The sequence below is a fragment of the Limosilactobacillus viscerum genome (genome assembly GCF_947387525.1).
Lineage (GTDB): Bacteria > Bacillota > Bacilli > Lactobacillales > Lactobacillaceae > Limosilactobacillus > Limosilactobacillus viscerum.
This window is the reverse complement of record NZ_CANDNW010000002.1, coordinates 18,105-31,816: the sequence shown is the minus strand read 5'-3', so window position 1 is coordinate 31,816 and position 13,712 is coordinate 18,105. Positions and strand designations below refer to the sequence as shown.

Annotated in this window: 9 protein-coding genes; 4 read left to right on the top strand and 5 right to left on the bottom strand. The window is 45.3% G+C overall.

Annotated elements, in window-relative coordinates:
* Nucleotides 1-85: 85 nt before the first annotated feature.
* The 3 genes from QOS07_RS00915 to QOS07_RS00905 all read left to right on the top strand — a co-directional run bounded on the left by QOS07_RS00915 (nt 86) and on the right by QOS07_RS00905 (nt 4,008).
* Nucleotides 86-862, top strand: coding sequence for an SDR family oxidoreductase (locus QOS07_RS00915; RefSeq protein ID WP_283587144.1), 777 nt, complete (start codon nt 86-88; stop codon nt 860-862).
* Nucleotides 863-896: 34 nt separating this feature from the next.
* Nucleotides 897-2,426 carry an FGGY-family carbohydrate kinase gene (locus QOS07_RS00910; RefSeq protein ID WP_283587143.1) on the top strand — a complete coding sequence of 510 codons (1,530 nt, stop codon included), beginning with the start codon at nt 897-899 and terminating at the stop codon, nt 2,424-2,426.
* A 190-nt stretch (nt 2,427-2,616) separates the two neighbouring features.
* A complete protein-coding gene (locus QOS07_RS00905; RefSeq protein ID WP_283587142.1) occupies nt 2,617-4,008 on the top strand; it encodes a DHA2 family efflux MFS transporter permease subunit in 1,392 nt (463 codons plus the stop codon).
* Between the two features lie 78 nt (nt 4,009-4,086).
* Here QOS07_RS00905 and QOS07_RS00900 read toward each other — a convergent pair whose 3' ends face one another.
* The 4 genes from QOS07_RS00900 to QOS07_RS00885 form a co-directional block, all read right to left on the bottom strand.
* The gene (locus tag QOS07_RS00900) at nt 4,087-5,085 is read right to left on the bottom strand and encodes a LacI family DNA-binding transcriptional regulator (protein ID WP_283587141.1); all 999 of its coding nucleotides are present in this window, start codon (nt 5,083-5,085) and stop codon (nt 4,087-4,089) included.
* Nucleotides 5,086-5,205: 120 nt separating this feature from the next.
* Complete coding sequence (locus QOS07_RS00895) at nt 5,206-5,391, bottom strand: hypothetical protein (protein WP_283587140.1); 186 nt, start codon at nt 5,389-5,391, stop codon at nt 5,206-5,208.
* A gap of 112 nt (nt 5,392-5,503) precedes the next feature.
* On the bottom strand, nt 5,504-6,778 hold the full coding sequence (locus QOS07_RS00890) for an oligosaccharide MFS transporter (RefSeq protein WP_283587139.1): 1,275 nt from the start codon (nt 6,776-6,778) through the stop codon (nt 5,504-5,506).
* 16 nt (nt 6,779-6,794) lie between these two features.
* Nucleotides 6,795-8,204 carry a glycoside hydrolase family 32 protein gene (locus QOS07_RS00885; RefSeq protein WP_283587138.1) on the bottom strand — a complete coding sequence of 470 codons (1,410 nt, stop codon included), beginning with the start codon at nt 8,202-8,204 and terminating at the stop codon, nt 6,795-6,797.
* A 704-nt stretch (nt 8,205-8,908) separates the two neighbouring features.
* On the opposite strand from QOS07_RS00885, the gene QOS07_RS00880 reads away from it, so the two are divergent.
* Nucleotides 8,909-10,768: a collagen binding domain-containing protein gene (locus QOS07_RS00880; RefSeq protein ID WP_283587137.1), complete on the top strand. Its 1,860-nt coding sequence runs from the start codon at nt 8,909-8,911 to the stop codon at nt 10,766-10,768.
* Between the two features lie 110 nt (nt 10,769-10,878).
* Here QOS07_RS00880 and QOS07_RS00875 read toward each other — a convergent pair whose 3' ends face one another.
* A complete protein-coding gene (locus QOS07_RS00875; protein WP_283587136.1) occupies nt 10,879-13,695 on the bottom strand; it encodes a mucin-binding protein in 2,817 nt (938 codons plus the stop codon).
* Between the last annotated feature and the right edge of the window lie 17 nt (nt 13,696-13,712).

Below are 13,712 nucleotides of genomic sequence, written 5' to 3'. Positions count from 1 at the left end.
GAATTAATCAAAGTCATTTTATAAAATTAAATTAGTTAATTAAAATGGCCCCTTAATCAAATCATCTTACGAGGAGGAATCTCTTATGGGAATTTTAGATCGTATGCGTCTAGACGGTAAGGGTATCTACGTTACCGGTGGTGCACAAGGTTTAGGTAAAGCAATGGCCACTGGTCTTGCCGAAGCTGGTGCTAGTGTTGCAATTGTCGACATCAACAAGGAAAAGGCAGAAGCAACTGCTAAGGAAATTGCTGACAAGACTGGTCAAAAAGTCATCGCCGTCAAGACCGATGTCACTAAGCCAGACGAAGTTGAAGCAATGGTTAAGACTGTTGCTGACCAACTTGGTAGCTTGGACGCAGCCTTCAACAACGCAGGAATGTGCTTGAACGTTCCTGCCGAAGAAATGTCATATGAAGATTGGCTCAAGGTTGTTAACCTGAACTTGAACTCAGTCTTCCTTTGTTCAACCGCTGCTGGTCGGTACATGTTAAAGCAAGGACACGGTTCAATTATTAATACCGCATCTATGTCAGCACACATCGTTAACCGGCCACAACCACAATGTTCTTACAACGCAACTAAGAATGGTGTTATTCAACTTTCTAAGTCATTAGCCATCGAGTGGGCTAAGCGGGGCGTCCGGGTTAACACCATCAGTCCTGGTTACATGGGCACTGACTTAACTCTTAGTTCACCAGACCTGAAGCCACTGATTAAGACCTGGAACGACTGGGCACCACTTGGCCGTCTTGGTAAGCCAGAAGAATTACAAGGAATGGCCGTTTACTTGGCAAGTGATACCAGTAGCTTCTCCACCGGTGAAGACTACCTGATCGATGGTGCCTTTACTGCTTGGTAAAAGCTACCTTTAAGAAAAAGGAGTATGAGTAAGCATGGACTATTTAATTGGAACAGACATTGGGACATCAGGAACCAAAAGTATTTTAATGGACACCAAGGGAAACTTGATTGCCCAAGACCTTGAAGAATATGACGTTTTAACACCCCATCCCCTGTGGGCCGAACAATGGCCAGACGTATGGCTAAATGCTGTTAAAGCTTCCATCCGGAAAACGGTAGAAGAAAGCAAGGTTGACCCAAAGGACATTAAGGGAATCGGAATTAGCGGTCTGTACGGTGGTTCTGGAATCCCCGTTGATGAAAATATGGAACCTGTCCGCCCAGCATTAATCTGGATGGACCGGCGGGCTTCCGAAGAGACTAAATGGGTTAAAGAACACATTGATACCAAGCGTCTAGCTGAAATCACCGGTAACGACGTCGTTGACCCTTATTACGGTTACACTAAGGTACTGTGGATTAAAAATCATGAACCGGAAAATTGGAAGAAGACGAAACTATTCCTTCCACCAAACAACTATGTTATCTACAAACTAACCGGTAAGGTATCAATCGACTATTCCGCTGCCGGAAATATCGGTGGTTTCTATGACATCAACAAGGGTACCTGGTCGAAGGAAATGATGTCAGCAATGGGTGTTCCAGTTGATAAGATGCCCGAAAAATTTGTTGACGCAACTGAAATTGCTGGTTTAATTACTGAAGAAGCTGCCAAGGAACTTGGCGTCGCTGTGGGCACTCCAGTAATTGCCGGTGGTGTCGATGTCGGTGCGGCCAACATTGGAATGGGTGTCTTTAAGCCCGGTCGGTACGTTGCCGCAATTGGTTCTTCCATGAATGCCGCATTAGTGAGTGAAGAGCCAATTAAGGGTAAGGGCCTCATTGTTTGGCCATACCCTTACAAGTCACGGCACCTGGTCTACAACTTCAGTGGTTCCGCCACTGCTGGTGCTATTACCAAGTGGTTCCGTGATAATCTTGGCCTCCTTGAAAAGGGAGTTCAAGAAAGCGGCGGCGACAATGCTTATGTCACGCTTGGTAAGGAAGCGCATGATATCCCGGCTGGTAGTCATGGCCTGGTTGTTCTTCCATACTTCATGGGTGAACGGGCACCAATTTGGAACTCCGATGCTAAGGGGCTAATTTTTGGCCTGTCACTAGTTCACACCAAGGCTGACATTTTCCACGCATTCCAGGAAGCTGTTTGCTATGCTTTACGTAACAGTATCGAGAGTACTGGTAAAGACCTCGGTGATTACATCGTCATCGCTGGTGGGGTTACCAATTCGCCGGACTGGGTTCAAATGTTTGCTGATGTCACAGGATACGCTGTGCGGACACCAATTGATGATGCCGAAGCAAACCTTGGTGATGTAATGCTTGCTGGATTAGCAACAGGAACCTTAACCGTTGATGAAGTTCAGAAGTGGCAAGTTCTCGGTGATAAGGTCGAACCACGGAGAGCCCAACATGAAGTTTACAATCACTATTACCAACTCTACCGGGACTTATACAAAGACCTCGGCAAGGACATGCATACATTATCCACGCTAACTAAGTAACTAACTACAATTCAGACAGTAAATAATCGCTTTCAAGATCCAAATATGTAACTCCTTACTTTTTCACAGAGTGAAGTCCATGACAAGTGCCATAATTGTCATGGACTTTTTATTTTCTCCCCCTTTGACTCCCTTAGAATTGCTCCATATAATAATTCATGTTATTAATCACTTAAAATGGAGGGTTAGCATGCATAAATCAGTAAAAATTCCCCGTAAGGTCATCGCGGCTGTTGTGGCAACCGGCTTAATGTCATTTTGCGGAGTCATCGTTGAAACAGCGATGAACATTTCATTTCCTAAACTAATGGCCGAATTCAACGTCACGACCAACGTTGTCCAGTGGATGACATCCATTTACTTATTAATCGTTGCCATCATCGTTCCCCTCTCCGCCCTACTGAAAAAGAGTTTTCCAACAAAGAAGATCTTCCTCGTTGCTAACCTTCTCTTCATCAGCGGGGTCGTGATTGACGGGTTGGCACAAAACTTCCCATTACTGTTGCTTGGCCGGGCCATCCAGGGGGTTGGAACTGGAATTGCCCTTCCACTGATGTTTAACATCATCATGGAACAGGTCCCCCGGGAAAAGATTGGGCTGATGATGGGCTTTGGTAACCTCATTACCGAGATTGCTCCCGCAGTTGGGCCAACTTTTGGCGGGATTGTGATTGCCAGCCTTGGTTGGCGGTGGATTTTTATTATTCTCCTGCCCTTCCTGGTCATTTCCCTTCTTGCCGGTATCTGGGGAATCCAGCAAAAGTCAGCCATCGAACGGCAACGCTTTGACCTCGTCAGCTGCCTACTGATCGCCATCATGTTTACGGGCCTGGTAGTCGGTTTTAGCAACCTTTCCAGCACCCCACTCATCAGCCTCATGAGCGGTGGAATGCTGTTAATTGGTTTGGTTGCAATGGCATTGCTCTCCTGGCGGTCGCTTTCCATTAGCCAGCCGGTTTTAGAGTTCCGCCTTTTTGCCAACCACCGTTTTGCTGGGCATATCTTGATTTTCTTCTTAACACAGATGTGTTCACTCGGTTTCGCTTTCCTCTTGCCAAACTACATCCAGCTGGTTAACCATAATTCAGCGCTAATCGCGGGGTTAATCGTCATGCCTGCTGGTATTGGTGGCGCTGTCTGTGCCCCAATTGGCGGGCGCCTGCTCGATAAATTTGGTCCCCGGAAGCCAATCGTAACTGGTTCCTGCCTGATGCTTCTTGCGATTCTGTGTTTTGCACTGATGGCCCACCACCTCAGCAACCTCTTCATTACGATTGTCTATGTCTTCTACATGGTCGGCATGGGAATGCTGATGGGAACCGTCATGACCTCCGCCCTTGCTAGCCTTCCAAAGGAACAATCACCGCAAGGGAACGCCATTTTGAACACCCTCCAGCAATTTGCCGGTTCTATGGGAACTTCCCTAGTTGCCATGATTGTTGCCAAGAGCCAGGTTGGCGTTGGTAAGACTCCTGCTGCCACGGCGACGGGAACCGCTCATGCCTTCTTGTTGATGTTGGTATTTGCTGTCATTATTCTTTTAAGTGTGTTGAAGTTCATTCCAAAGAGATTAGCCAAATAAAGCCTTATAAATAAGAAGGAGCAAGGCAGAAATCGTAACTGACTTCTGCCTTGCTCCTTCTTATTTTTTCACCAGATATTACAGTTTATCTTTCAATGAAGAACTAACCCGCAACTTTACCGGTAAATTATGACTACCGGTGACGGTCTCACCATTAATTTCTTTTTGCAGTATGCTGACCGCTGTCTTCGCCATTGCGTCCAGCGGCTGGACAATTGTTGATAGTTCCGGAACAATCCGAGTCGTTGTTGGCACCCCATCATAGCCAATTACCTGAATGTCATCCGGCACCGCCACGCCCCGTTGTCGCGCAACCTGGAGCAGCTGGATGGCATCCATGTCGTTACTAGTGAAGAAGCCATCCGCTTCAGGGTGTTCATCAAAGATCCGGTTAAAGAACTGGTGCATTAACGCCGGTTTACTATCAAAGTCAATCTTATACGTGATCGGCTCCAGGCCATACTCTTTCATTACATCCTGGTAGGCTTGCTGACGGAGGTAGTCCCGCTTATTAAACCGCTCAACACTATCCGTGTGAATAATATGGGTGGCACCACGCTTAATCAGTTCTTCCGTTGCCAGGCGTCCACCCGCGTAGTTATCGGAACTGACATTTGGAATCGTCGACCGGAGATAACGGTCAACGGAAACAATTGGCAGGTTAGCATTTTGGTATTCCGGAATTTGCTGCTGGTGGTTGTGGGTGGCAATCACCAGGCCATCGACTTGTCGAGCCAGCAACTGTTGGAGGTATAGCCGCTCCTTTTTAATATCATTTTCGGCATTGCCAATCAGCACCTTGAAGCCGGCATTAAAGAAGTAGCGCTCCAGCTTAAACGTCAATTCCCCAAAGAATGGGTTAGCCACGGTAGGCACCAAGATACCAATCGTCATCGTCCGCTGGGACTGCAGCTGACGAGCAACTGTGTTTGGCCGGTAGTTGAGCTTTCGCATAGCTTCTTCAACCTTATTAATTGTCTTCTCGCTTAGGTAGCCGCGGCGGTTAATTACCCGTGAAACGGTCGTCGGTGAAACACCGGCTAGTTCCGCCACATCCGTCATTTTGGGTTGGTTCATAACAAATTCCCTCATTTTCAATCAGTTTCATCATTTTCCATTATAACCTTAACCAGCAAAAGATGACCAATACGCATTGTTTTTGATTAAAGAGCAATCATCATACTACAGCTAAATAATTCATTGATCCTTCAATCTTTCCATTAACTTTTGATTTTCGTTGAATAAGTAATTAATTAGCGCTATCGTTTTTGGGCTAACCTCTTCTTTTTCAGGACGGATTGTTTTCTTCTCTGGTAAAATCTTTTTTTCTTTATCATTCCTAGTTAAATTGCGGAACTTTGATGTCTCTCTCGCGTCTTTCATCTGACCACCTCGTAAGTACATTATATTAATTCTCTGTTCCAGAGAAAATACTCAAAAGCCCCCTAAGCCAGCCAAAAAGCCAACTTAGAGGGTTAATTAAAATACTTTTTAACTATTCACGTTCAAGTGGTTGACCGTTAACTTCTTGGGTATCCTTCCGCAGAATAATGAAGGCATAAATTGCAGCGCAGATGACAATTGCGGAAATTACCAGGAAGGTTGCACGGTAGCCAATGTGGTCATGAAGCATCCCCAATGGTGTGGAGAAGACAATTTGTCCAATCTGACCAGCGATTTGACCAACAACCATGTACATGGTAGCTGAAAGCCGAGTATCAAAGTGAAGTGTCAGGTAACGGAACATTGCCAGAGCAAAGATAGCCGTTTCTGGTGCGTGGAACAACTTAACGATTGAAATTCCAACCGGACTGACAACCAGACCACAAAGTCCGATCCGCAAGAACATGATTGTTACCCCAACCATCAAGGTCCGACGAACACCAATCTTCTTCATGATCCATGGAACAATCGCCATCATGATGGCTTCCAAGAAGACTTCGATGGAATTCAAAATCCCGTAAGCCGTGTTCCCTTGTGCCGCTGTCTTAAAGAACTGGGTGAAGAATTGTGGGAACATCTGCTGGTCAAAGACCGTGTAGAATGAACCACTAAAGATAATGAAGATTACTAATTCCCACAACTGCTTCATCTTGAAGACGCCAAGGATTTCCTTAAAGCTTGGCTTGTCAGCATCGTGTTGCTCTTCGGACTTATTTTCGTAAGCTTTAATTTGCTTCTCACTCTTCGTCCGACCGAAGCACATTAACAAGAAGGTAATAAAACTGACCCCACTACTTAACCAAAAGACAATGTATGGACTAATCGTAAAGAGATAACCAGCACAGAGGGCAGAAACAGCATAACCGAATGACCCCCAAGCACGGGCCCGACCATATTCAAAGCTGTACCGCCGGCTCATCCGTTCTGCCAAGGCTTCAAAGGTTGGTGAAGCAGCCAGGAAGGCAAATGACAGGTACAGTGACCCAAGAAAGGCACCGAGGATGAAGTTGGAGTGAAGCAATGGTGAGTAAACCCAAGTGAAGAATGGGCCGAGCAGCATTTCGAGGATAGTAACCCCGATCAGTAACCGCCGCTTAATCCCCAGCTTATCTTGAATTGAACCATAGACAAACATTAATACCAAGGTAATAGCGGAGTCAAAGGTGTAAATCAAACCTACTTTAGCACCGGAAAAGCCAAGATCATTGGTCAGCCAGATTTGGAAGAAGGACCACCAAATCCCCCAAGCAGTAAAGAATAGTAATAGGCTTAACGAACTTTCAATATAAAATGAATTCTTAAATGCAGATAATTTACTCTTTTTCATGATGCTACCTCGTTTTCTACTTCAAAGCATAATTTTCTGCCATCAATGAAATTTGATGATCACTCGTCAGTTGGTAACTAACTGGGCCATCAGCGTAGTAACGGTCAGTAAATGATACCCAGCCATTATTGATAAAGACTTCCACGGAACTGGTATCGACGAAAATCCGCAGATTCATAATACCAGCAGGTACAGATGCATAACGTTTACCATCTTGGCCACGCCGGTTAAGTACCACTTCACCATCACGGTAAGTAATACTTAACAATGCTCCTTGACTATCATTAAGCTGCCAGCTTAATTGACCATCAGTTGCTTCAGGGAAGGCAAAGTTAAATTCACTGTGCTGTGGATCTGACATCTCCAGTTTTGTTGTTCCGTCGATAGTCAGTTCACCATCAAGATCGGGGTGAGCACGTAGCTTTTTCATTTCCCGTACCGGCTTGTTATACAAGTGGCCATCGACAATCGACAATTCCCGTGGGATGGTTAAGATTCCAGCCCAGCCGTCAGCCTTTTCTGGCATCTCTTCATTAAATGGACTCGTCCAGGCAATCATAACCCGCCGTTTATCTGGTGTTTCAAAAGTCTGGGTAGCGTAGAAGTTATGCCCCTTATCAAGCTCTTGAAGGTCGGAACCGTTGAACTGGCAGTTGGCATAATCTAATTGACCAATTGAGTAACATACCTGAGAGAGGTTCATGAAGTTCTTCCCAGTTGATTCTAGGCCCATCGGTGAACACAGTAGAACGTCTTGACCATTGAGGTGGAAGAAGTCTGGACATTCGAGCATCTTACCAGTATTCTTAACGGTTTTCGTGTCAAACATTGTTCCAACTTGTTCCCAGTGAAGCAAGTCTGTTGACTGGTACAGTAAGATTCGACCATGGTTAGTCTTCTTTTCACGACTCCCTAATACCAAGTAATACTTGCCATCATGTTGCCATACCTTAGGATCACGGAAGTCTTGCGCGTTATCATCTGGGGCACTGATTACTGGGTTGCCCTCGTACTTTGTAAAGTGGATACCATCATCGCTGTAAGCCACGTTTTGGTTTTCCCAGAAGTGGTCGAGGTCGCCATCGCCATAATAGTGGTGACCAGTATAAATCAGGTAAAGTCGGTCATCCTTAACAATAGCTGAGCCAGAGAAGCAACCACCTGAATCTTCCGGATCACCAGGCACTAAGGCCACGGGAAGTTGTTCCCAGTGAATAAGGTCCTTGCTACGGACATGTCCCCAGTGCATTGGCCCCCATTCAGCGGAATACGGGTGATACTGGTAAAAGACATGGTAGTAACCCTTGTAGAAGCAGAGCCCATTAGGGTCATTAAGCCAGCCACCATTCGTCGCAATATGGTATGCGGGACGGTAGCGGTCATTAGTAATATGAATTAATTTTGTCTTATCAATTTCCTGCGTCATAGTTGATATACCTTTCTTTTGATGTATTAACGCTTTCATGTTGAGATACTACACTTTGTGACTGTTTATGTCAAACGTATGACATATTTTTATGGCACATTGTGTCATACGTTTGACATATAATCGCTTGGCGCTCTAGGAAAGTGGTAATTAAAAAATTTTTTAGATTTTTTTGTTAGCGCATTCTTTTTTCACAATTGAAAACAGCTTTAAACAAAAAAATCGCCATCCGGTTTCCCGGACAGCGACCAATAAATAATGGAAAATTAGTTTTCCTTTTTAGCGTTTTCCATTGCCTTCATGATTGAAGGATTCTTTGAGTGACAATCCTTAATCATTTGGATGTCTTCTTCACTTAATTCAACGATGTACTTAGCCATAACCCTTATCCCTCGCTTTCTTAAATTAACTATACTATAACACGTTTCTTTAGAAATGAATTGGCGGTTTTTAATAATTAACTAATATCCTTTTTCTGTCAACCGGATACTGCACAAAATTTTCATATAAAGAAATTTATTTAACATTTTTATATTAGATTTCAAGTACCGGTTTGCATAAAGTTTCACTATAATTTTTGCTTGGCTTAAGTAGAAATGGCTTCCTTACAACTAGTAAAACCTTTAACTAAAATGATATGATCATTCACGCATTTTAATTTTAGCTTTTTCAATTAAATTCTATTATTTAGGGGGATTTCAACAATGGGTAAGAGGCTAAACACCTGTACCTTATTCGTATGTGCAATTGCATTAGGGACAATTGCAGTCAGCCAGGGAGATATCCATGCTGATACAACAGCAACTACTGAAAGCATTAGTAATAACAAATCCATTATTCCAGCTTCTGATAATGCAGTAGCAGTTTCTACGCTTTCAGCAAATGCCAGTTCAGAAACGACACCAGCAACCAATCATGGTCAAGATGTTAGTGACAACATCACTGGCATCTCAACCTCATCTAGTGCCGGTAGTGAACCACGTGATGGTTCTTACATGAATATTCGAGTGGAATTCGATGAACACCAGCATAAAATTCATAACAACGACCAAATTACGGTTAACTGGCCAACTACCGGTAACGTATATGGGATGGGCGCCCAAAAGAATCTCAACCTCACTATCAACGGCCAAAATGTAGATGGCCAGGACGTTACTTTTGAAAATGGTGCCGTTCTCAACGTTGAGAATAACCAGGCTGTAATTACTTTCACCCACCCAGCTTTGGATACCTTAAAGAATGTTAAGGGGTGGGCCAGCTTTGAAGTTCAGGTCCGCAACGATGGCAATGGTGGTACATTCCACGTTAATGGTGGTAACAGTTCTGCCGATATCAACTTTAAACCGATTGATCGTACTCCATCGGCGCCACAAGAAGATGACCGCTTCTACTACAAAACCGGTGACATTTTACCAAGCATGACTGACCGTGTTCGGTGGTTTTTAAACATCAATATACATAGCCGGTACGCTGATGGTCCCGTTTTTGTTAAGGATCAAATCCAGGCAGGACAAGAGCTCGATACAGATAGTTTTGATATTACGGTTAACAATCAGAGCCACTATTATGGCAAAGACGCTATCCAAGACTTCCAAAAAGCGTACGATGGGGCAACCATTGAAACCAATAACAACACTATTTTGGTAAACATCCCCGGGAAGTGGGTTTCCTGCAATTATTTTGTCATCCACTACCTGACGAAGATTACTAATGAAAGTCAAGAAAGTTTTTCCAACTTCAGTACCATTTCCTACCACGAACATGGTAAGAATCCGGTAAATGACTTCTCTAGCAGAGATACGAATTATTCGGTTCACAACATTTTAGTGGATGGTGGTGTCTCTGGTGATAAGGATAAGAAAAAGCCAACGGACACAACCGATAAGTCAAAACCTAAGGAAAGTATTCCTTGGACAGCACTTTCACCAGCTAAGAAGACCATCCCTTGGACATCACTTACGCCAGCTAAGAAGACTATCCCTTGGACACCACTTTCTCCGGCTAAGAAGACTACTCCTTGGACCGACTTGAAGCCTAGTAAGAAGCCGACCCCGATTATTCCTCACGATGATTCAAAGATCGAGGTTATTATTCCAAAACAACCGGCAGGAAAGCCAAAGTCAAAGCCTGACGAAAGCATTCCGTGGAAACCACTTACGCCAGCTAAGAAGACCATCCCTTGGACGTCACTTACACCAGCTAAGAAGACTATCCCTTGGACACCACTTTCTCCGGCTAAGAAGACCACTCCTTGGGCGCCACTTTCACCTGCCCAAGAAGAACCACACGAAACTACTGAAGCACCAACCCAGGTTAAGAAGGATGACGTACCAGTAGCAGAAGATGAATCAGCAGTAATTGAAGCAACACCACAAGCACCTGTAACAACTAACGTTAAAGTAACCACTCCCCAAAAATCAGCAGGTGTTGTTGCAGCAGTAAGTACCAAAAATGATCAGCAGGCATTACCACAAACAGGTAACAACAATCATGCCTTGCTGTCATTACTCTTAACACTGCCACTCACTTTCGGACTACTGTTTAAGAAAAAGTTCACTAAATAAATAATACGTTAAAAGGCGCGCAAATCATCTAATTGTTTGCGCGCCCTTTCTATACGCAGATATAAAAAATGGCTTACGAAATATTTATCGTAAGTCATTTTTTAACTCTATTACTGTCTCTTCCGCTTCCCTAATCCGAGAAGACTCATCATTGCAGTTAAGAGACCTAAACCAGCAATCGCGGTTGCATCATTAGCACCCGTTTGTGGCAGCTTATTGTTATTGTCAGCCGGCTTTTCTGCTGGCTTTTCAGGAACTGCCGGGATTTCTGGTTCAGCCGGTGTCTCCGGTCCTGGCGTTGGTTCACCTGGTTCAACCGGTGTTTCTGGTTCGGTTGGTTCTTCAGGTTCATCTGGTACCGTTGGCTCGTCCGGCACAGTAGGTTCGTCTGGCTCTTCAGGCGTATTCTGTGCGGTGTACTTAACAACAAAGTTCAGGTCAGGACTCATGTAAGTAATGTCAGCAGTTGATCCCGCTTCAGCTTGGTCGGCATCGAAGCCCGCAATCGTTGGCGTCGTAATAACCGTAAACTTCTGTGCTGGACTCCAGCTGTCAGAAAGCACTTCATCCGTGAATGGGTTCGTCACGGTCGTCCGGTTGAAGGTCAATTTCTGAATATTAGTTGCAGGCAAGGCTGGCCGGCCCGCCGTAATTCCATCAGCATATTCGTAGCGAATGGTCTGCGTGACCGTCTTTTGTTCAGTGACCGTCGTCTTAGCTGGGGCGTACTTAACCACGTATTCAGTGTTGGCGTCATCATGAGTTACCAATTCATCGCTCCCGGCTTGGGCCAGGTCGTAGAAGTAACCGTTAACCGTTGGCGTTGTCACGATGCTGAAGCGTTGTGGTTCACTCCATCCATCAGAAATAATTGCACCTGAAACTGGGTCCCGCTTAATCGTTTGCGTGAAGGTCAGCGTTTGGACGTTGGTTTCTGGCAGCGCTGGCCGACCTTCCGTGATCCCGTCCGCGTATTCGTAGCGAACCGTCTGGGTGATTGTCTTTTGCGTCTCAGTCGTTTCAGCGTCAAGGTAGTAAACGTCATAGAAGGTGTCAGGACTTTCCTGCGTAACTTCCCCTTCACTACCCGCTTGGGCTTGGTCAAAGAAGTAGCCGTCAATCCGTGGTGTGTCCACGATTGTAAAGTGTTGTGCCGGACTCCATTCGTCACTCAGCACTTCGCCATTCCATGGGTTGAGCAACGTTGTCCGCGTAAACGTCAACGTCTGTACGTTGTTTGCTGGCAACAATGCAGGGTCACCATTAACCCCGTCGGCATAGTGGTAACGAATGGTCTGGGTAACCTTCTTTTCCTCCGTTGTCTTCTTAGCAGGAGCGTACTTAACAACGTAATCACTATCACCGCTTTCGTGGGTGACTGGAGCATCACTACCGGCCTGGGCTTCATCGTAGTAGAAGCCAGCAATTTCAGGCGTATTAACGATCGTGAAGTTTTGGGCTGGGCTCCACGTGTCTGAAATCACTTCATGGGTGTATGGATTTTCAACCACGGTCCGGTTGAAGAGCAATGCCTGTTCATCAGTGTTTGGCAAAGCTGGCCGGCCTTCCGTAACCCCGTCAGCATATTCATAACGTACCGTTTGCTTAACCGTCTTGCTCTCCACAATGGTACTAGTTGGCGCAGCATAGTTAACTACGTAGTACGTATCCATATCATTTGGCACCACGGTCTGGTCGCTACCGGCTTGTGCCTTATCAGCATAGTAACCATTAATAGTTGGCGTTTGGACAAGTTGGAAGTTGCTATGATCTGGTGTCCAACCAAATGAAACCACATGACCCGTAAATGGGTTAGTTCCCAATGTTTCCGTAAAGGTCAAATACTGAATATTATCTTCTGGCAATGCTGGGCGGTTTTGAGTTTCACCATCTTGGTATTGGTAGTGAACCGTCTGGGTGATGACCTTTTTTTCAGTTGTGATCTCTGGAGCAGCGTAGTAAACCACGTACTCAGTATTAGCACTTGCCGCAGTAACCGGCGCAGTGCTACCGGCTTCTGCCTTGTCATAATAGTAACCTTCAATTCCTGGAGTGGTTATCATCGTAAAGTGGTCTTGAGCTGGTGCCCAGTCCGTGGTAGAAATGATCTCCCCAGTTTGTGGGTTCCGATGAATCGTCCGGGTAAACTTCAGGCTTTGAATGTTATTTTCTGGCAGTGCTGGACGATCAGCCGTCACACCATCTTTGTATTCGTAGCGGATGGTTTGGGTGATCGTCTTTTCTTCCGTTGTTTCATTTGGTGCAGAATAAAGGACGACATAGGTCTTACTTGGGGTTGTTTGGGTAACATTATTATCCCCACCAGCTTGAGCTTGGTCAGCGAAGAAGCCCGGAATTTCTGGCGTCGTAACCACGGTAAATTGTTGTGGTTGGTCAGGCGTCCAGGTATCAGAAAGCACCTTCCCCGTAACCGGGTTAGTAATAACGGTGTGGGTAAAGGTTACACTCTGAACGTTGTCGCTTGGCAATGTTGGCCGGCCCGCGGTAACCCCATCGGCGTACTTATATTGAACCGTTTGAGTAACTTTAACATCTTCAGTATTAACAACAACCCGCCGGTATTGAACAAGGGTATCAGCACCCGGGTTCTCAGGGTTAATCGTTGCCTGACTAGGATCTGCTAATACCCATCCTTGGGAGGTCAAGTCTGGTGAATCAGTTGCAGCAGCCTTGTGAGCATCATTTGCATCATTGTTATAAATCGGTTGTGATGCGCCAGAAATAACGTTCCCGTTTTCGTCAACTGGAATGATGTGGCCAAGGTCAGCATAAATCAACTGAACACTGTTGGTCCCGGGGACATACGGGTTCCGAGCTAAGGTACCGTTGCTAAATTGCTTGACTTGTCCTTCCGGAACAGTCAGCGTTTCAGTCTTTTGGTTTGGCCGCAACAATGAAATGTTCATCGTACCTTGTGGGTCAA